This is a genomic window from Thermoplasmatales archaeon (genome assembly GCA_026127925.1).
Lineage (GTDB): Archaea > Thermoplasmatota > Thermoplasmata > Thermoplasmatales > Thermoplasmataceae > JAKAYB01.
In genome coordinates, this window is sequence record JAJSLM010000004.1 from 43,426 (window position 1) to 67,623 (window position 24,198).

21 protein-coding genes and 1 tRNA gene are annotated in these 24,198 nt (G+C 41.8%); 12 read left to right on the forward strand and 10 right to left on the reverse strand.

From position 1 onward, the window contains the following. The first annotated feature begins 14 nt into the window (after positions 1 to 14). The 4 genes from LVQ96_04855 (at position 15) to LVQ96_04870 (ending at position 5,876) form a co-directional block, all read left to right on the forward strand. On the forward strand, positions 15 to 1,979 hold the full coding sequence (locus tag LVQ96_04855; protein MCW6170483.1) for an SDR family NAD(P)-dependent oxidoreductase: 1,965 nt from the start codon (positions 15 to 17) through the stop codon (positions 1,977 to 1,979). A gap of 29 nt (positions 1,980 to 2,008) precedes the next feature. Then, entirely contained in the window at positions 2,009 to 2,788 is a 780-nt protein-coding gene (locus LVQ96_04860) for a hypothetical protein (GenBank protein ID MCW6170484.1), read from the forward strand. 27 nt (positions 2,789 to 2,815) lie between these two features. Further along, positions 2,816 to 4,006: an MFS transporter gene (locus tag LVQ96_04865; protein ID MCW6170485.1), complete on the forward strand. Its 1,191-nt coding sequence runs from the start codon at positions 2,816 to 2,818 to the stop codon at positions 4,004 to 4,006. Between the two features lie 115 nt (positions 4,007 to 4,121). After that, complete coding sequence (locus LVQ96_04870) at positions 4,122 to 5,876, forward strand: ATP-dependent DNA ligase (protein ID MCW6170486.1); 1,755 nt, start codon at positions 4,122 to 4,124, stop codon at positions 5,874 to 5,876. Positions 5,877 to 5,898: 22 nt separating this feature from the next. On the opposite strand, the gene LVQ96_04875 is transcribed toward LVQ96_04870, so the two are convergent. After that, a complete protein-coding gene (locus LVQ96_04875; protein ID MCW6170487.1) occupies positions 5,899 to 6,333 on the reverse strand; it encodes a single-stranded DNA-binding protein in 435 nt (144 codons plus the stop codon). A 254-nt stretch (positions 6,334 to 6,587) separates the two neighbouring features. After that, on the reverse strand, positions 6,588 to 7,409 hold the full coding sequence (locus tag LVQ96_04880) for an ABC transporter substrate-binding protein (protein MCW6170488.1): 822 nt from the start codon (positions 7,407 to 7,409) through the stop codon (positions 6,588 to 6,590). A 254-nt stretch (positions 7,410 to 7,663) separates the two neighbouring features. On the opposite strand from LVQ96_04880, the gene LVQ96_04885 reads away from it, so the two are divergent. Further along, a tRNA-Arg gene (locus LVQ96_04885) sits at positions 7,664 to 7,737 on the forward strand. Positions 7,738 to 7,842: 105 nt separating this feature from the next. Here LVQ96_04885 and LVQ96_04890 read toward each other — a convergent pair. Then, complete coding sequence (locus LVQ96_04890; GenBank protein MCW6170489.1) at positions 7,843 to 8,631, reverse strand: hypothetical protein; 789 nt, start codon at positions 8,629 to 8,631, stop codon at positions 7,843 to 7,845. Between the two features lie 217 nt (positions 8,632 to 8,848). Between LVQ96_04890 and LVQ96_04895 the strand changes: the two genes are divergently transcribed. Next, positions 8,849 to 9,553, forward strand: coding sequence for a hypothetical protein (locus tag LVQ96_04895; protein MCW6170490.1), 705 nt, complete (start codon positions 8,849 to 8,851; stop codon positions 9,551 to 9,553). 115 nt (positions 9,554 to 9,668) lie between these two features. On the opposite strand, the gene LVQ96_04900 is transcribed toward LVQ96_04895, so the two are convergent. The 3 genes from LVQ96_04900 to LVQ96_04910 form a co-directional block, all read right to left on the reverse strand. Then, on the reverse strand, positions 9,669 to 10,799 hold the full coding sequence (locus LVQ96_04900) for a glycoside hydrolase family 57 protein (GenBank protein MCW6170491.1): 1,131 nt from the start codon (positions 10,797 to 10,799) through the stop codon (positions 9,669 to 9,671). Beyond that, the gene (locus LVQ96_04905) at positions 10,796 to 11,914 is read right to left on the reverse strand and encodes a glycosyltransferase family 4 protein (protein ID MCW6170492.1); all 1,119 of its coding nucleotides are present in this window, start codon (positions 11,912 to 11,914) and stop codon (positions 10,796 to 10,798) included. The genes LVQ96_04900 and LVQ96_04905 overlap by 4 nt, the downstream gene beginning before the upstream one ends. Before the next feature lie 203 nt (positions 11,915 to 12,117). Next, the gene (locus LVQ96_04910) at positions 12,118 to 13,920 is read right to left on the reverse strand and encodes a glycogen debranching enzyme N-terminal domain-containing protein (GenBank protein ID MCW6170493.1); all 1,803 of its coding nucleotides are present in this window, start codon (positions 13,918 to 13,920) and stop codon (positions 12,118 to 12,120) included. A 216-nt stretch (positions 13,921 to 14,136) separates the two neighbouring features. On the opposite strand from LVQ96_04910, the gene LVQ96_04915 reads away from it, so the two are divergent. Next, a complete protein-coding gene (locus LVQ96_04915; protein ID MCW6170494.1) occupies positions 14,137 to 16,044 on the forward strand; it encodes a glycoside hydrolase family 15 protein in 1,908 nt (635 codons plus the stop codon). A gap of 34 nt (positions 16,045 to 16,078) precedes the next feature. On the opposite strand, the gene LVQ96_04920 is transcribed toward LVQ96_04915, so the two are convergent. The 4 genes from LVQ96_04920 to LVQ96_04935 form a co-directional block, all read right to left on the reverse strand. Then, a complete protein-coding gene (locus tag LVQ96_04920; protein ID MCW6170495.1) occupies positions 16,079 to 16,768 on the reverse strand; it encodes a GNAT family N-acetyltransferase in 690 nt (229 codons plus the stop codon). Between the two features lie 197 nt (positions 16,769 to 16,965). Then, positions 16,966 to 18,471, reverse strand: coding sequence for a phenylalanine--tRNA ligase subunit alpha (locus tag LVQ96_04925; protein ID MCW6170496.1), 1,506 nt, complete (start codon positions 18,469 to 18,471; stop codon positions 16,966 to 16,968). 89 nt (positions 18,472 to 18,560) lie between these two features. Then, positions 18,561 to 19,571 (reverse strand): hypothetical protein, encoded by a 1,011-nt coding sequence (locus LVQ96_04930; protein MCW6170497.1) that lies wholly within the window; start codon positions 19,569 to 19,571, stop codon positions 18,561 to 18,563. 53 nt (positions 19,572 to 19,624) lie between these two features. Next, on the reverse strand, positions 19,625 to 20,065 hold the full coding sequence (locus LVQ96_04935) for a hypothetical protein (protein ID MCW6170498.1): 441 nt from the start codon (positions 20,063 to 20,065) through the stop codon (positions 19,625 to 19,627). A 201-nt stretch (positions 20,066 to 20,266) separates the two neighbouring features. On the opposite strand from LVQ96_04935, the gene LVQ96_04940 reads away from it, so the two are divergent. From LVQ96_04940 to LVQ96_04960, 5 genes are all read left to right on the forward strand, one after another. After that, a complete protein-coding gene (locus tag LVQ96_04940) occupies positions 20,267 to 20,500 on the forward strand; it encodes a heavy-metal-associated domain-containing protein (GenBank protein ID MCW6170499.1) in 234 nt (77 codons plus the stop codon). 15 nt (positions 20,501 to 20,515) lie between these two features. Then, positions 20,516 to 21,955, forward strand: a complete 1,440-nt coding sequence (gene merA / locus LVQ96_04945; GenBank protein MCW6170500.1) for a mercury(II) reductase — start codon at positions 20,516 to 20,518, stop codon at positions 21,953 to 21,955. Between the two features lie 140 nt (positions 21,956 to 22,095). Then, the gene (locus LVQ96_04950) at positions 22,096 to 22,473 is read left to right on the forward strand and encodes a helix-turn-helix transcriptional regulator (GenBank protein ID MCW6170501.1); all 378 of its coding nucleotides are present in this window, start codon (positions 22,096 to 22,098) and stop codon (positions 22,471 to 22,473) included. Positions 22,474 to 22,628: 155 nt separating this feature from the next. Continuing rightward, positions 22,629 to 23,768: a thiolase family protein gene (locus LVQ96_04955; GenBank protein MCW6170502.1), complete on the forward strand. Its 1,140-nt coding sequence runs from the start codon at positions 22,629 to 22,631 to the stop codon at positions 23,766 to 23,768. Further along, positions 23,769 to 24,095, forward strand: coding sequence for a hypothetical protein (locus LVQ96_04960; GenBank protein ID MCW6170503.1), 327 nt, complete (start codon positions 23,769 to 23,771; stop codon positions 24,093 to 24,095). Positions 24,096 to 24,198: the final 103 nt, after the last annotated feature.

Here is a 24,198-nt window from a genome sequence, read left to right on the forward strand (position 1 = left end):
AACTATGCAAAGGCATGCCTGATAACAGATACAGTGTCGACAATGGTGAAATGCAGGACCTGATTTCCTATTCAAGAGAACTTGGCAGAAACCCGGATCTTGTCCTGCATGGTGGTGGAAATACTTCCATAAAGCACAAAGAGCTTGATCATACGGGTAAATTAATAGACGCTCTGAGAGTTAAGGGAAGCGGATCTAATCTAGCGGATATAAGCGAGAAGGGATTCACCGGGTTACGACTTGATGATATGCTTTCAGCATCGCGTATCCAATCTATGTCCGATCTGGAAATGATATCGTACATGAAAAAGAGCATGATCGATCCCTCGGAACCTTCTCCGAGCGTTGAATCGTTTCTTCATGCCTTTCTGCCTTTCAAGTTTGTCATGCATTCTCATGCCGACGCCATTCTTTCGATAACAAACACAACCCTGAAAGCCAAAGAAATTGAGGCCATATTCCCAGATACTATAGTCGTCGGATATATTCCACCAGGATTTTCACTTGCAAAAGCGCTCCATGCTAAAGTTGACAAGCTATCTGAGAACATTAACGGCATTATTCTATCAAAACATGGACTGTTTACGTTCTCCGATGATCCAAAACGATGTTATGAAAAGCATCTTTCGGTTGTTTCCCAGGCTGAAAAATTTCTAAAGTCAAAAGGAGCAGACGATATTCTCCAGAAAAAATTTGAAGCCGTTGAGGCAGCGTCCGTGTATGGTATGATGCCACAGATCAGGGGCGCGCTCTCCAGATTGAACCACAAGGTACTAAGGATAGACAGCGAGGGTGTCGGAAAGAAGATTGCACTGTCTTCCGAAGCAGAGGAAATGAAAAATGTAGGTGTTGCAACGCCTGATATGCTTATACGCACAAAGTACACCTATCTTTATTCAGAAAAGCCAGAGAATATACTTGGAGACATAGAAAGTTTCAGAAAAAACTACGAGGATGAGTATAAGAAATATGTCAAAGGCTATAAAATGCATGATCCATATCCCGCAGCTATAATCGTCAGAGGTTTCGGAATAATAACCGCAGGATCAAACGACAAGGAGGCTGGCATTATTATGGATCAGATAGTTCATAGCGTTAAGGTTGACGCCATGGCGAGTCATGTAGCGAAGAATGAGTTTCTGGAAAAAGAAGATGCATACAATATGGAGTACTGGTCCCTGGAAGAGGCGAAGATCAAGAAACCAAAGAAGCTTGAAGGAAAGATTTCTATCGTGACAGGGGCAGCCAGCGGGATAGGGCTTGTTGCATGTGAGAAACTTTCAGAACAGGGAAGCATCGTTATCGCCTGCGACTTAGACAGCAGCGTGGATCAGGTTAGCGAGGAGATAAACAAAAAGAAAGGGGGCCTCGTTGTTCCAAGAAGAATCGATGTATCAGACGAGCATCAAATCATTGAAACATTTGAATATATCAAGAAAAGATTTGGCGGTGTAGATGTATTGTTCAACAATGCTGGAGTACTCAAGAGCGAGCCGATCGAGGAAATAACTTCAGATACACTTGATCTCCATTACAGGGTGAATGCGAGGGGAACATTTCTCATGACTCGAGAGACGTTCAAGATCATGAAATCACAAGGTAACGGCGGGAATATCGTCTTCAATGTGTCCAAAAACCTGACAAATCCGGGCCCAGGAATGCTTTCATATGGTACAACAAAAGCATTTGCTGCCTATATATCCCATTACGTTTCCAAGGAGGGTGGAAAGTATGGTATCAGAGCGAACATTATCAATCCAGACAAGGTCTTTCGTGGATCAAAGATCTGGGAGGGTGGTGTTCTTGAAGCCAGAGCAAAAGCAAAAGGACAGACTGTGGAACAATATAAAACGCAGAATCTCTTGGGGAGAGAGGTACTGCCAGATCATGTCGCAAATGTTCTTCTCGCGCTTCTCGACGAAGATACATTCGGAGTCACAACTGATGCCATGATACCGGTTGATGGCGGAGTAATATAGTTTGGTAGAGAGATAGAGTTTAGTAAATTATGGCCTCCGTCCTGATAAAATTTGGTTACATTGGATGGCTTTATACCGGCTTCCAGAAAGGAAATGGGAGTTTGAGTATCGAGGACACGATCCTTAAAGTGCTCATCGATCAGCGGATTTCAGATAAACTGAGTTCGGCTGCAAGAACAGATCGTGGTGTATCGGCTCTTGGCAATGTTATCAAGATAGATGCAGAGGAAAAACCGGAAAAAATTCTAGGCATCCTCAATCATAGGATTGATGGGATGCTTTTCCACTCTTGGGCAGAAGCTGAAGAGGATACGAATCCAAGGCATTGTGATTTCAAGACTTATAGATATATTCTTCCAAGAAGCATGATCTCTGGGAACGAGGAAAACTTCGAAAGGATCATGCTGGAGTTTGTTGGTACACATGACTTCAGATATTTTTGCAAAAGGGATACAAGAAACACCATAAGGACCGTGAATTCCATCAAGTTTCACAAGGGGAGGAGGTTTTTAGCCATTGACATAGCAGGAAAGAGTTTCCTATGGAATCAGATAAGGATAATGATTGCCTATGCCTTAAAAAACTCAACAGACAGCAATAACGTCGACCCGTTCGAACTGGATTCCAGATTCCCTGCTATATCGAACCCTGATTCCCTCGTTCTCCTGGACGTGTTCTATAAAGATAGAACCTTCAAGAGCTGTTTGAACAGGTCAAAAATAGAGACGTTCGAACACATGATCAATGAATTGTCGATGCGTGCCCAGATATTTGAACAATTTAACTCAATTTTGAAACAGATGAAATAAATAGTTCCCAATGGATAAGCGATAGATTTGGATTACCGGATTCAAACATCATCCATAAACGCGTCAAGGGCCCTTTATGCCCTTAACTGGTTCAACATAGCCCCGGGGCTCTCTTACATTGCACATGATTTCAACATTGAAATTGTACAGCTCGGCGCGATGACAACAGCCTTCTATGTTGGCCTTGCTGTTTTTCAGATGGCTGGAGGGCTTCTGGCTTCCAAGATAGGAAACCGCAATACTGCAATTTTTGGGATAATGGTACTTGGGGCAGCTGTGATATTTACCGGTTTATCCCAGAATCTCGTAGAGCTTATTTCCTCGCGGTTTTTCGCCGGACTCGGGTCTGCGTTCTTTTTCTCCCCTGCGCTTGGCCTTGTCTCCGAGATTGTTCCGCAAGAAAAGTATGCATTTCACGTTGGTCTGTTTAATGGTAGCTTCAACCTCGGCGGTGGAATTGGCGTAATAGGATGGTCCTTTCTGGATAGCGCATACGGGTGGCGTTCTCCTCTGATCATGGCTGGCGCTCTGCTTATTGCTGTTGCAATAGAAAACTGGTTCGTACTAAGGGGGGTGAATCCATTAAGCTCCAGCATGAATATAGGCAGGAGAGCATGGAAGGTTTTCAAAAACAGGGAGATATGGATATTTTCAATAGTCGCTATCTCCGCAATCCTATCCGAGACCATCATAGGGAACCTTTTTGTTTATTACGCTGAAAAATACCTGCACTATGGTTCCCCAGAGGCAAGTTCTCTGGGGAGTATCTTCCTCTTGATCGGCTTCGTAGGAGGGATCCTCGGAGGATATGTGTTTGGGAAAACGAAGAGGAAATTCATATCTTTCTTAATTGTTTCTATCATAGTCGCCGTAATGACAGCTATGATTCCGCTTTCCGGATCTTATTATTACCTTCTTGCGCTCATGATACTTCTTGGAATATTCACTGTCAATGGATTCTCCATGCTTTATTCGCTCATTGTCCTGAGAACAACTGACAGAGGTATGGTGTCATTTTCGCTTTCTATAGTGAATTTTATACAGAACATAATCGGATCAACTACGCCATTCTTCTTTGGGATACTTTCTCATTATTACGGTTATCCGATATCCTGGGAAACCATTGGGATCATAGGCATATTCTGCACGTTTCTCATAATACCTGTTCGGAGAGAGTTCTGGAAAGAGCGCAGAAATAGCGAGATTGCTACGCAGTGAAATATACTTACTCCGGTCTATGGATGCAGGAAACCACTCCCGTTGAAATTGCCCTAAATGCCATAGCGATTCACTTGTCAGGCAATATTTAATATAACCACTTCAATTTCAATTGATGAAGTTTTCAAAAGTTTCAGAAAAATTCACAGAAATGTCACAAACGCGTAAGAGACTTGAACTTACCTCGATCCTTGTTGATATAATAAAAGAGGCAGAGGATGATTTAAAAGAACTCATTTACCTAATCCAGGGAAAACTTGCGCCTGATTATGAAGGCGTACAGCTTGGGATGGCAGACAAGCAACTTGCGAAGGGACTTTCAGCGATCTCGGGAAAACCACAGTCTTTTATTGACGAGAAGTTTGCTAAGGAGGGGGATCTTGGAAACGTGGCAAAAGAAATTATGTCGTCAAGAGCTCAGAACGCCCTTTTCGGTGAAGAAATGACTGTAAAGCACCTTCATCAGCAGCTTATGAACCTCTCCAGAACATCAGGAAAAGGGAGTGTGGAACAGAAACTCAAAATATATGAGGATCTTCTCTTGAATTCCACGCCAGAAGATGCGATGTACATAACACGCATAATAACGGGAAAATTAAGACTCGGAGTTTCAGACTCTACAATCCTTGATGCACTGATTTCAGCGTTTGCGGACAAAGAACATGCAGAAGAAATCAATGAAGCTTATAATTTTCACCCAGATCTTGGCCTTATAGCAGAACTGCTCAGATCTGGTGAAATAGAAAAAGTACGTGCAATGGGCCCTGAACTGTTTGTCCCCGCTAAAGTTATGCTTGCCGAAAGGCTGCCAGGAGTTCACGAGATAATTGAAAAAATGTCTGGAAACTCAGCATTTGAATTCAAATACGATGGCATCAGAACGCAGATACATAAAAGGAAGGGAGAAGTGAGGATATATTCCAGAGGATCTGAGGAGACCACGAAGAATTTTCCGGATGTCGTTAGAAATGCAAAAGAGACGTTTTCCTGTGAATCATGCATACTTGATGGAGAATCGGTACCTTATAACAGTGAAACTGGAGAGATGTACCCATTTCAGATGGTTTCACAGCGAAGGGGAAGAAAACACGATCTGGAAGAGATGGAGAAGGAGGTGCCGATCGTTGTTTTCCTGTTTGATATAATCTACCTGAATGGAAAACAGCTCCACAAGGTACCCTATCCTGAGAGAAGGAAAATACTTGAGGGCCTATTCACAGAGGATGACAAATTCAAACTTGCAACTCGTCTAGTTAGCTCAGATGAGAAGAAGGTTACTGCATTCTTCAATGAGGCCATTTCTTCCGGTTGTGAAGGTTTGGTCGCAAAGAACACATCAGATCAGTCCGTTTACCGTGCAGGCGCAAGAGGATGGCTATGGATCAAACTGAAAAGGGAATATGAATCAGAGTTCAATGATACCCTCGATCTTGTCGTCGTTGGCGCATTCACGGGCCATGGCAGAAGGAAGGGGACATACGGTGCCCTATTACTAGCATCCTACAATGAGGAGGATGACTCGTTCGAGACCATATGCAAACTTGGTTCAGGGTTTACAGATGACGTACTATTCAATCTTCCAAAAAAATTCGCAGACAAGATTATAAAAGACAAACCAGCGAGAGTCGAATCGAAGCTTACCCCGGACTTCTGGATTGACCCCGAACAGGTGATGGAGGTTAAAGGTGCGGAGATAACTGTTTCACCCATACACACATGCGACTATGGCAAAGTCGAGAAAGAGGCTGGACTGGCAATAAGATTTCCAAGATTCACTGGACGATGGCGTGAGGATAAAAAACCAGAAGATGCTACAACATCAAAAGAAATTTTGGAGATGTTTAACTCCCAGAAAAAAAGTATAAAATAATAATTTCTAACAATAATGGGGATCAGTTTTCGTCGTTGCGTCCCCTATAATTTCTGTTTCCCCTGTTACCGTAGCTTCTGTTGTAACTTTTCCTGTATGTGTTTTCGTGTTCAGCTTCGCTAACATCAAGCTCGGTGTTAACTTCGCCGAGTTCCTCTTCGGATGGTTTCAGGGATCCATACTTTCCGACATTAAGTCTTATGTGCCCTCTTACAAGAGAAACGTATCCGTTGTCTATGTAGACAACCTGCCCGTCAGATGTCTGTGCGGCCTGGTCGCCCCATAGAGAAAGAATAACTTTTCCTGTGTCGTCACCAATATATACTTCAGTGACGGATTTTTCTTCTCCGAATTTTGTCTGTATAGCCTTTGGTTCACTCTTGCTCAATACCTTCGCGAGAATATTTACACTTCTCGATTCTGGCGTGAGATCTTTTATTTTCGTAACGCCTTCCATTCTATTACATCCTTTCTTCTTCTATGAAAAAAGACAAACTGCTATTCAATTTCGATATTTAAATACTTCTATTAATCCGTATATTAAGATAAAATTAATTCCCTTTGCGAATTACGTAATTTCTTGCCCATTGTCTCTCGAGGTTGCCAGAACGATTACTGCAGCATACCTATCAATTCTGCTGCTAATTTGCATATATTCAATTACCGTCTGACCACGTAGCATTGAATAAAGGTGAAAGATAGTGATTAGAATTAGAAACCGACAAGATCTAACCTTTCCATAGTCCATGGTATTACCTGCCTAATGAAAGAGGGGCCATGATGTGCAAAAAAATCAAGTTTTCCAGGCGTAAGGAAAACGCGCCCATTCTTTACAGCTGAAAGCTTTTGCCAGCCTCTCGAATCAATCAATCTTCGCAGATTTTCATCATTAAAATTAGAATACATTTTCGCCTCATAGAAAATAACTTCAGGGTCGTATTGTACCACTTCATTCAAATCTGGAGAAATCCATTCCTTGTATCTATTTCGGTAAAGAGTGTTGACGCCAAGCATTGATAATGCATCAGTTATATAGCTTAATGCACCGAATGTAACCGGTTCAGCAAGGTCGATCTCTATGTACCCACGAATGCTCAGGTGTCTCCGCATGCTTCCCAAATATTTTGAGAGTTCAAAATTTAGATATCGTGCCTCGTCCATTTTATTCATCACAACTCCTACTTTTGAAACCAGATCTAATATCCCTCCCACGCTGGAGGGTAGTTCGAAGACATACACTGGAAATCTTTTGGAAAGATTTTTGGCAAATTCATTTTGGTAACCGGAGACCATAACAATCAAATCTGGCTTCAGTTCCTCAAGCAAGTCCGTTCTCACACTGCCGTAGCTTCCAATTTTCCTTATGTTCTTCGTCCCAATGGGCCTTGCGCAGAAGGCAGAAATGCCAATAATTTTATCTTCAAGCCCAAGCTCGAATAGAATCTCTGTAACTGCGGGACTTAAACTTATAATTCTTTCCGGGGGTTCTGGAACATTCCGTAATTCATGTAAGGCATCATAAAGTTCGACCATAGTACATCATATCCTTTGGTAAATTAACATTTTCCTGTATATTAAAACATCTTCTTTAACCGATGAGGGCACTTAAAAGATTATTGAAGCAGTTTGCTAGGATTAGATGAATGATAAGCATAATGGAATACAAGAGATAAGGACAAAATTTCTACGGAATGTATAATTTCTACGGAATGTATAGTAGGATTAAGGTCGAACAAATGCGATCTTATTATTACAGAGGAAATGATTCCTCTCTCGGAAAATGTCCAGCCCGAGTGGGGTAATCTGGATATCCTAGGGGCCTGCGGAGCCTCAGATTCGGGTTCGAATCCCGGCTCGGGCGTGATACAATTTAGTAATTGAATGATCAACCGGACTGTTTCTGGCATCCTTCCATTGAGAATGCAAAATACCATAATCCATTAATCCAATATCCCTGGCCTGTTTATTAGAGATAATATAGGGATATTTCCGGTGATCTTTCACCTTTTATCTTTTTGGTTATATCACGAAAGCCAGCAAGAAGTACACCTACCGATACAATTGGAATGAGGTAAGGAATAATGCCTAGAAATATCAGTGATGAATATGATGGTGGAAATGGAGTACAAATGAAATAACCAAGAGATAGCAGCGCAATGGAACCTACTGCTGTCATCGGAGATGAGAATTTCATTGAAAGTTTGAAATTTTCACTGGCCATAATAAAGAATCCGACAAATATCAGAATGGATGAAAAAATGTATGACAGTTGAATCTCGAACAAAGTTACATGCTTTCCAAGGAGTACAAAGAAATCCAAAGCAGAGAATGTGATCATTTGATTATATGTGTCTGCATATAGGAGACTACAAAGTGTAGTGAAATAAAACGCCAGAATCAAAACCAAAAATCCTGAGAAAAGGATCAATAACCCCAGATTCCCCAAACGTATTTCCTTGGGCGTATTCTTGTTCACTCCATATACTCTGTGAAAAAAATAGAATGACGAGACATACGTTATGCCAGCGACCGTAAGTAAAACCATCGCAACAATAAATGCCGTCTGAGAAATCCCGCTATAAAAGACAAGATTGGTAGGTATTTCTGCTGGCACCCCTATCTCTGGCGGTTGGACCAGACCGTACATGAACGATTCCGAAAGAAAGAGACTCAATAAGACGGAAACAAGCAGTAAAATCATACCTGAACGAAGATTTTTTATCGCAGCCAGCATCCTAAATTGAGAACCATCCATATATGTATTCATTCATGAGGCTTATAAATATGTTACGGCTAATTAATTATCACCTAGAAAAATGGATACATGATCTAGAATCCCAAATTCTCGGAACCAAAGATTTGGTATGAATTTTTTTCAGTATTTGTTGCTTCATCATTAACCTTTGATGCCATAGGCTTTACCCAGGGATCTGTTTTAATAGAACATGAACATTTCTTCTAAGGGTATCTGTATGAGTGGGCTTAACCTTGACGATGATTATTCCAATAGAAAAGTGATTGTTCCAAAAGAAAGTTTGCATCCATCATACTTTTCCGCTGATGGGACAAAACTCCCAAGTGTAACAACAGTTCTCAGCATTATAAACAAGCCATATCTTGTGAAATGGGCTAACAAAATGGGTCTTCAGGGAATCAATGTCGAGGAATATAACCGAGGTATAACAGGAATCGGCACGCTCACTCATGCAAGAATCCAGGCCTTTTTGGAAGGAGTTCCGATAGATGACAGCGGCTACACAGAAAGGGAGATTAGCATATCTCTTTCCTGCTTTAACGGTTTTATGAAATGGTACAATGGCCACTCTATAAAGCGTATTTTAACCGAAAAATCACTGATCAGCGAAGAACATAAGTTTGGCGGAACTATAGATGCGTTTTTGCTCGTGGACGATATTCCAACGATAATCGACTTTAAAACATCAAACCAAATCAGCAATGAGTACTATTCCCAATTATCTGCGTATGATATTTTACTGAGAGAAAATAATTATAAGGCAGAGAAAACCGCAATTCTCAGGCTTCCGAAAATAGAGCCCGAGATAACTTCTATGGAACCTACGTACGAATATGTGGAAAAGACTGTTGATGAACTCCTAAACCATAGGGAAATTTTCATGAAGGCACTCGAACTTTACAAAGCCATGAATACGTTTTGAATTGCTTTTAAAATGCGTTTAGAGTGAATTCCAGAGATTTTTGTGTTAATAATTTGTAATGAAGAAATAGTAATTTCTTCTCGTTTAAATGAAATATCGGAATCGTTAGGCGAAATTACTTTGATGAGTAAGTTCTGCGGAAGTCCTCTAGAACAGACATGTAGTTCATGAAGGCGTAGTACGGTGATCCATAGGGATTGAAATAATCGTGGACCTCTTGATCACTGAATCGGGATACAGACATATAGTAAATGAGATCAGAAACCTGCAACCGCCTCCAGATCTCCGGGTTGCTATTGATCTCCAGCGATTTCAAAAGATCGAAAGCATCTCTCTGCATGTCGTTTCCAAGCCACGCGTTAAGATTGCGCCCGACATCCGCCCATGAAACATAATCTTGTATTGAGAGAGTATTGCCTTTCGAACTATTATTACAGAATTCATCTACCGTCTGTATGGATATATTGCGTTTCTCAAGTTCTTTAGGCAGCGCCTTTAGGAATTCAAATATGCCAGTCTCCCTCCACTGGTGCTCACCAAATGTTTCATAATCCATGAATAAGTTTACAACTTCACCAGGCGATCTGGCCACCCAGTCAGAAAACTTATCCGCATAAAGAGGGAATTCATTCCATGAATGATTTGAAAAACGGAATGAAATATCATCGCTAAGCTTGTAATTTCGCAACAAAAGATTCATCCCAGAAACAGAGGAATACTTTACATTCGGATTATTATAAGCAATGATTTTATCCGTACCTTCGGTTAAAATATTCCTAAAATCTAGATCCTTTGCCAATCGAGAAACGTCGTCGTTATAGATCAGTTCGGTGTTCCTGAAAGTTTGCGGTACATGCCCAAAAAGTTTTGATATAGCATCTCTATGTTTGTTCACCTGAAAAATGAATTCTTTTTTGTTCCAGATAGACGATAGGCTATGGTAGTATGTCTCAGCTACAGGTTCGCCCAATCCTGATCGAAAATATTCCTTGAAAACATCAAGAGATCCGGAGTCCGTCGCTGTGAGTTGATCGAGTAGAATGCCGGAAATGGATATGCTGGCTTTTATTCCGCTATCAATAAGTATCTGAGTGGCAGGAGTGTAACACTTTTCAGCGACGCGCTGCACAATTTCCCTGTTTTTGGATTCCCAGAAATAATCATGATTAACCCCTATTTCTGCTATTCTGTACGGTCTTATCCTCATTGGTTGATGTGCTTCGAAAAAGAATACCACGGATTTCATAAACCTGTATACACCCCCATTGTTTGCACTGCAGCTCGCCTCCAGGTAAACCTCGACGCTTCGATCTGCCCCAGCGAGCCGAGAGTACCTCTAAGGCTCTTGTACTTAACTACATAAAGTATGTACTGGGAGAATAGATCAGTGTCCCAGTAATCAGCTTTCAAGACGTTCCTAAGTGTTTCCCCGACTCCAGTCGTGTTACTTATGACGACAGGCGTTCCGGAAATTAACGATTCCAGAACAGTCATACCAAATGGCTCAGAAACAGCAGGAAGTACGAAGATATCGCTGTCCCTGTAATACTTGGCAGACTCCCTGAAACTCACAAAACCTTCGAACTTAATTTGATTTGTTATGCCCAATTCCTTTGCCATCCACTTCATTTCGCTTGACTGTTCTCCGCTACCTGCTACAGTAAATTCGATGTCATTCTTTATTTTAAGTACCTTTGCTGCAGTCTCCATGAAAAATTTTCCACCCTTCTGGCTTGTAAGTCTGCCAAAATAAAGGACCCTGTTCTTCAATTCATAGTCCTTTTCCTCAGATATGTAATAATCTTTGTTAACGCCGTTGTATACAACCTTAATTTTATCTGGATCACAGCCATACTCTTTTACAACTATGCTTTTTGTATAATTGGATACAGCTATAACGCGATCCGCTCCGATAACACCCATTTTTTCTATCTCCATTATCCTCTTTTGTGGGTTGAAATATGCTGATCTGTCAAGTTCCGTGCTGTGAACCGTTACGACAAGAGGGATGTGGTACTTTTTTGACAGCTGCACCCCTGACAGGTACGTTATCCAATCATGGCAGTGTATAATCTTCACACCCCTTGGATCAAATGCCTTCACAACCTGCTCGTTGTAACTCAAAACGGATTCGTAAAAGTCCGGAAACGAGGTGATCTCGTACGGGTTTCCGGCTATACCATGCTCGATTGGAACAGGAATTACGTTAAATTTATAGGTGAGCTTCAAACCTTTGAAGCTTGGAACATAGAGATCGATGTCAACATAGTCTGCTATCTCTGAGAACAGGTTGAGCGTGTGTATTCCTAAACCGCCAGAGAATGCAGGAGGAAGTTCCCATCCTATAACAGCTATTTTCATATCCGCCCAATCACCGAGTCCAGTAAACACGTTCCATTATTAAAACAAAAGTAATCAAAAGTCGAATATTGTTTAGACATAAGAAATGAACAATGCCTCACAATAACTTAATCAATAGTTGCTTATTATTGTTTTCCGATTGATTTCCCAGACTGTTGTTGGTGGATAATATTGCGATCCGGATATCTCGATGAGGCTGTTCCTCACGTTGGCTTAAGATCTTCTTCGTAAGCACGTATAAGCTCTGCGTGACTCCAAGCCTGTGCAATACATCCTCTCCCTACCTGTGGATCAACGCCATCGTATATCTCAGGCACAAGACTGTGTTCATAAAGTGGACGAAAATATGAAAAAAGATCACTGGCACTCACGCCAAATCTCTTAGCAGCAGTTATATACGGCCCAACTAACCACGGCCAAACAGTGCCGTTGTGATACGCTTTGTCCCTGGAGTGAAGATCGCCCTCATAAATCGGTTCAAAATTCAGATCTTCAGAAGAGAGTGTTCGGAGACCGTAAGGTGTCAACAAAAACTCATCAACCTGTGAAATGTAATCATGGAATTGAGTTTTCATCACCGGAAATGGAAGAGAATAGGCAAAGAGGAAATTAGGTCTTAGAGAGAAATCGTCTGGATCGTATGTGTCCAGAAATTTCTTGCCCCGTATGAATTTTCGCGGAAACGCATCCTTCAACTCTGTCATCATCTGCTCGAGGTCCTTTGGAAAGTCTTTCTCCAATTCAGCAGAAAAATATTTCATCGTGCTGAGCGCGTTAAACCAGAGGGCATTAATATCAACCGGTTTTCCGATTCTTGGAGTCATTGAAATATCGCCGATCCTTGCGTCCATCCAGGTCAAGCCAGGTTTTTTGAGGGTTACAAAACCACCATCAAGCTCGAAGAATTCATTGCCTTTGGAATAGTCATAAATCAACCTTTCCAGTTTTTCATACAACTCCTCAAGGAATTCCTTATCGCGAGAATAAGCATAGTACTTGTAAAATGCATAGAAAAGCCAAAGTGTTGAATCGGCTGTGACTTTATTATCATTCGTATCCAGGCTTCTTGGAACTATGCCATTCTCGCTGTGCTCCAAGTAGTTGGACAGGATCTTCCTGGCGAGATCGTATTTTCTGCGGCATAATAACAGGCCCGGAACAGATATCAGTGCGTCCCTTGCCCACGTTCCAAACCAGTGGAATCCTGCGATGATATTATCATTAGTGAGGAAAAAAGTCGAACTTGCCTTTATTTCCTCTATACCGGACACACGCTTTCTTAGGCCCATTTCATTAAAGTAATAGCTCTTGACAGTTTCGAAGTCGATTGGGCGATCTGTTTCGGAGATATTTATTTCAAGCTGCCGATTCACCAATTCGCCCTCAAAATGACCTGGATTGAAGAGATCTTCCTGCCAGGCGTATCCACGAACCTTCTCTTCGGGATACTCAAGTTTCCTGTACCAGTCACCACCAGGCACATACTTAAGCTGTGAGATCACGTTAAACTTTAGTTCACCTGATCTGAAGGAGGTTATTCTCGCACTTTTTGATTCCGCAGCATCGAACGAGCGCTTCTCGAACAAACTATAAGAAGGCCGAAAAGCAACAAGAGGGAAGAGAGATATTTTCTCCGGAACGACCTTGGGGAATGTATAGCGTATCACCAAGTGGTCTTCCTGAGGGTGCATTATTATCTCCTTCTGAATTGCGATGTCCCCATGCTGGAACGTAACGATCGGATAAGGGAATGAAGCGTAATTCCTTATTAATTTGTAACCGAGAGGGTATACAGTATTTGGGTAATAATTCGTATCCAGGCTGAACTTTACTCCTTTGTTCTCGAATATTTCAAAAAGCTTGGATAACAGTACCCACCTATCATGATGCTCATTTATGGATGAAACAAGAAGTCCGTGGTAAGATCTTGTGTTCGCAAAACTAACAGTGGAGGATGAATAACTCCCCTTCCTGTTCGCCAAAAGCCATTCTTTGTTTATATTCACAGCATGTGAATCCTATGATCTTTAAAGAATTATTCGCCTTTACACAGTTGAAAGTTTATCTCATGAATTCACCATAATAAATCGAGTAAAGAATTCTAACCACAGAACCAAAGTTCGGGTTACTTATTTCCAGAGCTTTTACTAGTGAAATTTGGGCAGATGAATCTTTAACGCATTATAAGCAAAGATTTAAACCGAAGTGCGATTGCAGAGCCAATGGTTAGATATCTTCCGTTGGGTAACGGTAGATTACTTGTTGGATTTGACAGTGAGCATAGACTTGTGGATTTCTATTATTCAAAATTTCAAGCCGAAAATCACTCTGGTGGAAAACCTTTCAGATTCGGTATTTCTGTGAATAATGCCTTTAAGTGGGTAGATAGCTCAGTTATTTCCCTATGGGATTATCTCGATCATACAATGATCGGTATAAGCAAGTACAGTCTTTTTGGGATTGAGTTCACAAACAACGATTTCGTGGATATTTACGATGACGTTCTCTCAAGGGAGATCACCGCAAAGAATAGCTCGAACGAAAGAAAAGAGATCCATTTCTTCTTCCATCAGAACTTTCTGATTTATGGCAACAATATTGGTGATACCGCAATATATGATCCGGACATGAACGGCGTCATCCATTATAAGGTAAACCGTTATTTTTTTGCAAGCACCGCAGATCAGTCGGGCAACACAATGGATCAGTATTCTATCGGGGTGAAAGACTTTGAGGGGCTGGAAGGAACCTGGAAAGACGCTGAAGACTCACAACTATCAATGAACCCTGTCGCCACCGGGTCTGTTGATTCTGTTATCAGGCATACCCTATCTCTGGAGCCGGGAGAAACAAAGTCTATGTTTTACTACGTCCTGTGCGCCTCAGGCCTCGAAAAGATCCAGGAAATGAGGAAACAGATCGATTATCTCTCTTTAAAACGCATGCGCGTGCGAACAGAAAACTACTGGAAACTCTGGTCTTCGAAGGAAGAAGTTGACGTAAATGGACCTATCAACTCACTATTCAAAAGATCATTGTTTGTGATAAGAAGTCACGTCAATGATATAGGAGGCATTGTGGCATCAAGCGACAGTGAAATCCTTGGTTCAAAGCGTGATGGATATTATTACGTATGGCCCAGAGATGCTGCAATCGCTGCATATTCGCTTGTAAGGGCCAATCATCTTGGGCCTGCATCAAAGTTCTTCTCCTTTGCAAAGAGCGTTATTTCCCCGAAAGGTTTCTTTTATCACAAGTATACTCCTGATGCAAGAATCGCAAGCAGCTGGCTTCCAATGGTCATGGGCAAAAAAAACATATTGCCGATTCAGGAAGATGAAACCGCCCTGGTTCTGTGGGCTATGTGGAATCACTTTTCCTTGGCAAAGGATATAGAATATATAGGCACATTTTATGAAAGCGTGATAAGGAAAAGCGCGAACTTCATCCTTGACTACCGGGATGGAAACCTTCCAAAACCGTCATTCGACCTCTGGGAGGAGAGATTCGGCGTCCATACATATACAATTGCAACATGTTACGCTGCACTCATGGCAGCATCTAATTTCTCGCGCACCCTTGGAGACGACAATTACGCTGAGGATTATCTTAAGGCAGCAAACAGCATGAGGGATGACTTTGATAAACTTTTTTATTCAGATGAAAAGAAATATTATGCAAGAGCTTTTATAGATGATAAACCAGACTTTACAGTGGATTCTGCGATTATGTCCACATTTCTTTATGGCATGAAGGACCCGAGAGATCCTAAGGTGGAAAACTCAATCAATGCGATAACGTCCCGGCTATGGGTGAAACCAATCGGAGGTATAGCGAGATACGAGAACGACTACTACCAGAGGATCAAACCAGATAGGGACGTTCCTGGAAATCCATGGATAATAACTACGCTGTGGCTTGCGCAGTACTACGCAGCAGTTGGGAAGACAAAAGAGGCTTTTGATTTGATTTCGTGGGTGAACAAGCAGAGCCAGAAATCCGGCATATTGCCTGAACAGGTTAACCCTTATGACGGGAGCGCGTTATCTGTTTCTCCGTTGGTCTGGAGCCACGCCGAATATGTTATTACAATTTTAAAGCTGAAGATCGTGCCAAAGATGAACAACTGAGATCATAGACCGATGGAAGCACAAGGAAAACTGATCACTTTATTTTCTTCTCCATGACGTGAGCAAATGTGAATTCAAGATCAAGGTGCTTCTCAAGTATTGTGTTCAAATTTACGTTTGAGGAGATGCATGTGTATCCGCTTCCCGTAAACCCGATCGGTTCACTGGACTTTTGCAGTATCTGAGCGGTCTCAGAAACCCCTCTGTATATCACCCACCTCTCCCCATTGCCTTTTACAAATGAAGGCACAGGACCTTTATTCTTCGTAAATTTCCATCCATTATTAAGGAGTCCATCGTAATTTATTTCGCTCGCCTCAAAGCGATCCAAAAGAGGGATACCATCAAGGAAATAGAAACTTTCAAGTATACGAAATCCAAGTTTCAGGGAAAGGTTCAACGACGCTTCATTTTCGTCGTTGATTAGCATTCTTACTGATGTACAGCTGTGTTCCAGAGCTCGCTCAATTGACGCTTCTGTGAGCTTTGTACCGATGCCTTTTCTCCAGAACGCTGGATGCACTCTTAATCCACTCAGCCACGCAGAACCATCATCGAGGTATTCAATCTTTGAAAAACCACCTATCGATCCATCCTCGTATACTAGAACTTCACCCCACTTCAAGTACGCTTTTCCTTCTCTGTTTATATAATCTTCATAGCCTGAGCGTTTAGAAACTTCGCTTATTTGAATCCAGTCTTGGTCTTTAGCCAGTCTTATCAATACTGTTGCATATTGAAAAGGTTAAAAAACTTAATTGTGTAACTGTTTATGAAACGAATGTCAATTTCTGGTCTGTGTCACATATGCGGCAAGCCGGCCTATAGTATTTGCTTGATGTGCCACGAGCCTACATGTGCGGATCATCTGACTGCCCTTGGTATCTGCACATTATGCATTAAAAGGCACGGCGGAAAGATTCAATGATTTACCACTGAGTATGTCCTCAGCCACTCGATGTCGCTTTGATATATTTTCCTGACGTCATCAAGGCCATAATAAAGCATAGCAAGCCTTTCCAAGCCCAGACCCCATGCTATCACCTTTCCTTTAAGGCCGAGAGGTTCAGTGACCTCCGGCCTGAAAACCCCTGAACCCCCTAGCTCCACCTCTTTGCCATCGAGATAAGCAACAACGTCCATGCTTGGTTCTGTATAGGGATAATAGGATGGAATGAATTTCAATTTGTTAAATCCCAGTCGGCCATAAAATTCCGTCATGAGCCATTTAAGGGTTGATAAATTAGCATCCTTTCCGTAATACGCCCCCTCTATTTGATTCAGTTCTGCCAAATGCTTCCAGTCCACGCTTTCATGCCGGAACACCTTATCTACTGAGAACACTGCAACCGGAGGTTCCGGATGCTCATACAGGTACCGTATCGTACTAACGGTCGTATGCGTTCTCAACAATAGATCCATTGCCTTCGTCTCCGACCATTCATATTCCCAGCCACGGTATGCTTTTATACCATTTTCATGCACTCTTTTCAATATTTTAAGTACTTCAGGATGCTCGAAAACCGGCTTTTTTTGGCTTTTAAGGAAAAAGGTGTCCTGCATTTCCCGAGCCGGATGATCCTGAGGAATAAAAAGGGCATCCATATTCCATCCAGAGTATTCTATGTAATGCCCTGGCATTTCAGTGAAACCCATACCGACAAATATTTTCTTGATTTCTGAGGTGAGCAGGGTAAGAGGATGCAGGAAGCTCCCAGTTCTTGACTCAACCTGCGAGGTGAGATCGTAATCCCTGAATTTCTTCTCCTTCCATTTTCCCGATGTCATTATCTCTGAGGTGATCTCCTCAATCTGGCCAGATTCACTATAATGGGAGATGGCCTCAGCGCCAAGGGGAGTGATTGAAATTTCTCTGACTGTTCTCTTCCTCTCAAGAATTACTCCACCGCGTTTCCTGAAGCGTTCCAGCATTTCTTTATCGGCGATCTTGTTTCCTTTCGAGAGGTTCTCCAGGAATAACTTCTTCTTAAAGATGTCTTGTTCAATCTCCTCGTTCTTTTCAAACTCTATTTTACCGTGATCAGGCCGTATTCCGTACTTCGACAGTTGTGCTAGAGCTACTCGAATATCCTTTTCGCCAAAGTGTTCCGCAAGTTCTCCTATAAAAAATGAACCCTTGGATGCACAGTGCTCATATAACCTTTCTTCAGGCAGTCCGGACACTAGAAATTCTGAACCCTCTTCACCAAGTGAGAAATAAGATTCTTCTTTCCTAGAGACGTATATGAGATTCTTGCTTTCCAACCATGAGATGGAGCTTGCGATCTGAACCCTTTCCATACCCGGTATAGAGATCTCAGGTTCGGGTACCGTCCTCACATCCCTAGAATGTTCACGTATGAAATTTAAAACCTTGAATTCATTGAGACTTATACTGGCATTATATTTTTTCTCGTTATTTTCCATTCTACACTCGTACAGTTAATGTTTTCAGTAATATAGTTTTATTTTTTATATGATGATAGATCGAAATTGAGTTCCTGCCTCAGAGTCTTCTATTTTCTGTCCTGGCCTTTTCTTACTATGCCTGGCGGCACAAAAAGGAGCAAAATGTAAAGAACAAGCAATACAAGGGAAAGAAATTCGAAGATCAGTGAGTAGTTATAGATTATAGGGCTATGACAAATTTTTGAAAAGATAAAGGATGTAAGAGAATATACGGATATAGGAAACAACGAGGACCAGAGTGATGCATTGTATCCATATGTCCTAGAAGCTTTCAATTTTAACATGCTTAGATAAGTAATTACTGGAAGTAGAAATGAAGCTACTATGAAGGACAATATCATAATTAAATAAACTACTTTATACACCTGAAAATTCAATGAATCGTACAAAACTAGATAATAACTTGCAATGCTAATAAGGCCTCCAAACCCCATGGTAATCCATGTTATCCCAGATATCTTCTCGACCCATATACCGCGTCTTAACCACCTCAGTAAATTCAGTATAAGAATAGGAGTATAAAATACAACTGCCATAAAATAAGATACAAGAATGAAAATGACCAGCAAATTTGAAAGTCCTCGATTCACGTGACCGAGCCAAGATAACAATATCGAAGTGGATAGGAGTGGTATTTCTGAAACCAACCACAAAGCCGAAGCTTCAGATACTGAAAACCGCTTTCGCGCCAAAAGAACAGCGATAAAAGCCACGGTGTAGAAAAGTACAACAAAAAAGAGAATCCCACCTATAATAAAGAGCGAAAAAGGGCTGGAAATAAGGGAAATCCTCATAAGGAGCAGGGACAGACCTGCCAGAAACGTAAAATTATTGAATCTCTCTTTTTTAGGATGTATGAACGCTAAACTATGGGACTTGATGGAATTCCATACAGACAAAGAAAGTAGAACTAAAAAGAACAATGAGCAAATTGCGAGTACTGCTCTAGAGAGGATGAAGAATCTGTGAGCATACAACGAAATTGAAATTATCCCAGTTGCCATCACAGGTGCATAAGACGCTTTGTACAGATTTGCAAGAACGTTATTTATCTTCATGATCGAATCTTTTAGTCCATCATTATTCCTGAAATTTTAATCGCTGCCAATAGTTATTTCATGGTTTCAGTTTTCTCTGTTTCTTCGACTTGTTTGGGAAGCGATCTTACACCAGAAGTTGCAAATCCTATTGGAGCAAATATGAACAGGAAAAATGCAGCCATTAAGTATGAATAAATAGGCTGAAGAGTGAATATGAAAAGCATTCCGAATATCCCGGTTATAAGAACAAGCAAGGTTCCGAAGAGGATCATGAAAGTTACAGGCTTTGGAACCTTCCTCAAATATGCATATACCGCGGTAAATCCGGAAACCGCAAAGAGCAGAACGCCGAATAAAATATGCGCGAACATGAATGGATCGGTGAGATCACCTGTTCCAGGTTTTATAGTTATATACACATTAATATACATACCTACAAGGAACTCTATTGAAAGTATAAGAGTTATCACGTCCAAAAGGACTATTAGGTTACGCCTTAAATTATTCTGCAATGTGAATCGTCTGGAATCGTTTCGTTGGATTTAATCCTGATGCCAGTCATTAATTTATTAGATAGTGGCCAGAGAATGTGCTTATCACCTACCTATACGCTCTAAATAATCTTTATTTACCGAATATAAAACCCCACTTCACTTCGCTAGTTAACTTTTTTTAACTTTCCAGCTTAAGAACGATCTCATCATACGAGAGGCATGGATGAAAAGAACATAAAACTGAGAATATATGGAATGACCTGTGAAAACTGCGCCATTACAATATCAGAGAGCCTTGTGAAACAGCGGGGTGTAAAAGACGTCAAGATATCCCTCTCCACAGGTACCGGAAATATAAGAATCGATCCCTCTGAGGTTGCACCTGAGAGCGTTCTTAAAAACCCGATTTTCTCAGGGAAATCCCATTACAAAGCAACGATTATGGAATACTAAATTCGGTGATTGTTATTGGATAAAGAAGTAAAACAGTTTGATCTCGTGATTCTTGGAAACGGCGCTGCGGCATTTTCAGCTGCAATAAAAGCTTCAGACCTAAGCAATGGTGAGATGACAATTGCCATGATCGGATACGGCCTCATCGGTGGTACATGCGTAAACGTCGGATGCGTTCCATCAAAATACCTGCTTGAAGCTTCGCACAGAGTATTCAGTCCGAAGCACCCAAAGATGGAAGGAATATACGAGACCCGTGTGAATCACAATTTTGAAGAAATCATGAAGGGTCTCCGTTCGTATGTTGACCATGCCAGAAATGCAAAGTACGAGCAGGTTATAAAAGGTTATAGCAATGTCACCTTGTTTAATGGTCGTGGCAAATTTGTTGAACGAAAAACCATCTTGGTTGCAAACCCTGACACAGGCTATAGCGATTTGATATCAGGATCTAATATACTTATCGCCACTGGATCACATCCAACAGTTCCGAAGATCGAGGGACTTGATGAAACAGGATTCCTTACAAGCGACTCAGTGTGGGGACTCAGCAGATTACCAGATTCTGTTGCGATCATAGGAGGAGGGGCAATTGGGCTGGAAATAGGCCAAGCTCTCTTGCACCTTGGATCGAGGGTGACTGTTATAGAAGCGCTGGATTCCCTGCTTCCACAAACAGAGCCAGAGATAGGAATTACCCTGAAAGATCGCCTGGAAAAAGAAGGCATGAAATTTTATCTGAGAGCAAGAGTGAGTTCTGTCAGAAAATCGGGGAACGACAAATCTCTGGAGATCATAACACATAAGGGAACTGAAATGCTGCATGCTGAGGAACTGATAGTTGCAACTGGGAGGAAGCCTAATACAGAATACCTCAATTTGAAAGTTGCTGAGGTTGATACAGATGCCGGAGGAGGCATTATCACTTCCAACACAATGAAAACAACATCTACAGGTATTTATGCAGCAGGAGACTGTGTTTCAAAGAAAATGTTCTTGGAGACGCTTGCGGCAAGGGAAGGTGTGGTGGCAGTAAGCAACATGTTTGGCGAGGATCTTAAGATCGATTACGATTCCACTACTTGGGCTGTATTTACAGACCCACAGGTTGCGGGAGTTGGCATGACGGAGAATCAGTTCTCCAGGAAGAACGGATCCTGTTCGTGCAGGGTGTTTTCTCTTGAGAACCTTACAAAAGCAAGCATCATAGGTGAGACAAAAGGAGTGATAAAAATTACGGTCAACCCGGCAGACAATCGGGTTGTTGGCGTTCACATTTTCGCTCCGAACGCAACGGACATCATAACAGAGGGAGCTTATGCGATAAGGAATGGCTATACGATAGACGATATCATTGCGACAAGCCATATATTCCCATCTATCTCGGAAGGCATTAAACTTGCAGCCCAGTCATTCATTAGGGATATTTCAAAGATGTCGTGTTGTGTTGAATGAAATAATAACCATGCAACTTTGGAATAATATCTCTGGCGTTTGTCGGCCGAAAATAAAAATGATCGAGGATATTACTGCATTGCAATAGCAAATTTAATTTATCAGAATTGGATGATTTACCTCCGTTAATTATAAAGCGGGTGATATCGTTAACAGAGAAAGCTGAGGAAAAAAGGATCGAGAACCGGCAGAAAGCATGCATGATAGAAATAGAGAACGAAGTCCTGTGCATAGATCCGTCTTTGCCTCTCATCAAGGTACTTGGAAAGAAGTACAGTTTGCTCATCCTTGCCTTGTTGGGAAATAATCAGGGTAAGAAAAACTTTCACGCAATATTCATGGCTATCCCATATTCGAGTGCGAACGCAATATCCCAGCGTCTGAAAGAACTTATTTCGACGGGATTGGTTGAACGAAACGCTTCAGAGAACCACATAATATATTCGCTGACCGAATATGGGAAAAAGGTACGAAAATTACTTGTACCCCTCATAATTGAAGCGGGAAAGAGCCCATAATCGAGTACTAAAAAATAATTTCTAATTAGGCTCATATATATTGCTTCACTGCAAGCCCCGTTAACCGGTATCCGTGCTGTATAATTGAAGGATTCTTATTGAGTTCAGAGGAATGTATGAAACAATTTCAATACCCTGGAAGCATCCAGTAAAACATGGCTTCTATAGTATCAACGGGAATGTCAAAATTTGGAAGCGACAGCAGGGAGCTCATGGATCATTTACTGGAGGCTTCAGCTGGCATTGTGGGACGGTTCAGGGACCTCATAGACTGCGTAGTACTTTCCACCCCTTATACACTTGCTTTTAACAATGCATCCGCGATCAGTTCTGCATTCACATCCATTTTAGGGCTTGCTGATTTGCCCTACCTGTCTGTAGAAAACACGAGTGCCAGCGGATCTTCTGCAATTCTTGTTGCCAGATCTATCATAGAAAGTGGAAGAGCGGATCATGTCCTTGTTGTCGGTGGAGAGAAGATGAACTCTTACCCAACAAGAACTGTTTCCAGGATCATTGCAACGCTCCTTGCTAAGGAAGAGGCTTCAGCAGGACTTACTCTGCCTTCTGTTGCTGCGTTTACTGCCAAAGAGTACATTAACAAATATGCCTGTCCAAGAGAATCCATAGCAAACGTTGCTGTGCAGAACCACCACAATGGTTCACTCAATCCCTTCGCACAATTTCGCAAAGAGATATCAATTGAAAAGGTTATGGAATCGAGAATAATAGCCGATCCTCTTAGACTTTTCGAGTTCTGCCCAATAAGTGATGGTGCAGCCGCTCTGCTCATGGTTGAAGATGATCTTGCGGAAAGCCTTACCGAAAACCCAGTGAAGGTACTTTCATCACAGAGTTCCTCGGATATCTCGTATCTTTCAATGCGAAGCTCGTTTATAGAGATACCATCAGTTCGGAGTGCAGCGGTCAAGGCGTTCAGGGAGGCTGCACTGAAACCAGAGGATATAGATGTAGCCGAATTGCACGATATGTCATCAATCCTCGAGATAGTGGAACTTGAGGAGATAGGCATATTCCCCAGGGGACACGCATGGGAGATGATAGATTCGGGATACACGGCGATTGACGGTGAATTTCCAGTAAACACAGGTGGCGGGCTCATATCCCGGGGTCACCCCCTGGGTGCCACTGGCATTGCCCAGGCCGTAGAAATTTCAGAACAATTAAGTGGTAAGGCTCAGGGAAGACAGGTGAAAAACCACAACACGGGGTTATCCGTAAACATGGCGGGTTATGGAAATAACGCCAACGTTATCATATATGGGGTGAGTTAAATGCTCTTCAAATTTTGTAGCAGATGCAACGTTGATTTTCCAAGTTCACTCTTAGAATGTCCTGAATGTGGCCTGCCTCTTTTAAGCAAAAATGTTCATGAAGGAAAGTGTATACTCTCGATAGAGCTTAATTCAACCCCAGATACGTTTCCAGATACATATCATGTGGTCTTTTTCCAGACTGCTAATGGAGGAAGGGGATTTTGCAGGTCTTCAACAGATATCCCCTCAGGCGAAAAGATTCGCCTCTCAGAAGATCAGCATGGCCAAGTATGCACGATTGACAGGGCATTCGGAAATGAAAGAGAGAAAAATAACATGGCGTAGATCTGCATTCTTGATCAATTAAGAGAAATAGTCCAAAGTACGACAGTTTAAGGCCTCACAATCCATTATCCGCGTTTAAAGACGTACAGAATTGTGAACTGAG

Excerpts from the sequence above, each read along its gene's own strand:
- LVQ96_04855 (MCW6170483.1), top strand. The coding sequence starts at position 15 with ATGCCTGATAACAGATACAGTGTCGACAATGGTGAAATGCAGGACCTG.
- LVQ96_04860 (MCW6170484.1), top strand. The coding sequence starts at position 2,009 with ATGGCCTCCGTCCTGATAAAATTTGGTTACATTGGATGGCTTTATACC.
- LVQ96_04870 (MCW6170486.1), top strand. The coding sequence starts at position 4,122 with ATGAAGTTTTCAAAAGTTTCAGAAAAATTCACAGAAATGTCACAAACG.
- LVQ96_04875 (MCW6170487.1), bottom strand. The coding sequence starts at position 6,333 with ATGGAAGGCGTTACGAAAATAAAAGATCTCACGCCAGAATCGAGAAGT.
- LVQ96_04880 (MCW6170488.1), bottom strand. The coding sequence starts at position 7,409 with ATGGTCGAACTTTATGATGCCTTACATGAATTACGGAATGTTCCAGAA.
- LVQ96_04890 (MCW6170489.1), bottom strand. The coding sequence starts at position 8,631 with ATGGATGGTTCTCAATTTAGGATGCTGGCTGCGATAAAAAATCTTCGT.
- LVQ96_04895 (MCW6170490.1), top strand. The coding sequence starts at position 8,849 with ATGAGTGGGCTTAACCTTGACGATGATTATTCCAATAGAAAAGTGATT.
- LVQ96_04900 (MCW6170491.1), bottom strand. The coding sequence starts at position 10,799 with ATGAAATCCGTGGTATTCTTTTTCGAAGCACATCAACCAATGAGGATA.
- LVQ96_04905 (MCW6170492.1), bottom strand. The coding sequence starts at position 11,914 with ATGAAAATAGCTGTTATAGGATGGGAACTTCCTCCTGCATTCTCTGGC.
- LVQ96_04915 (MCW6170494.1), top strand. The coding sequence starts at position 14,137 with ATGGTTAGATATCTTCCGTTGGGTAACGGTAGATTACTTGTTGGATTT.
- LVQ96_04925 (MCW6170496.1), bottom strand. The coding sequence starts at position 18,471 with ATGGAAAATAACGAGAAAAAATATAATGCCAGTATAAGTCTCAATGAA.
- LVQ96_04930 (MCW6170497.1), bottom strand. The coding sequence starts at position 19,571 with ATGAAGATAAATAACGTTCTTGCAAATCTGTACAAAGCGTCTTATGCA.
- LVQ96_04940 (MCW6170499.1), top strand. The coding sequence starts at position 20,267 with ATGGATGAAAAGAACATAAAACTGAGAATATATGGAATGACCTGTGAA.
- LVQ96_04955 (MCW6170502.1), top strand. The coding sequence starts at position 22,629 with ATGGCTTCTATAGTATCAACGGGAATGTCAAAATTTGGAAGCGACAGC.
- LVQ96_04960 (MCW6170503.1), top strand. The coding sequence starts at position 23,769 with ATGCTCTTCAAATTTTGTAGCAGATGCAACGTTGATTTTCCAAGTTCA.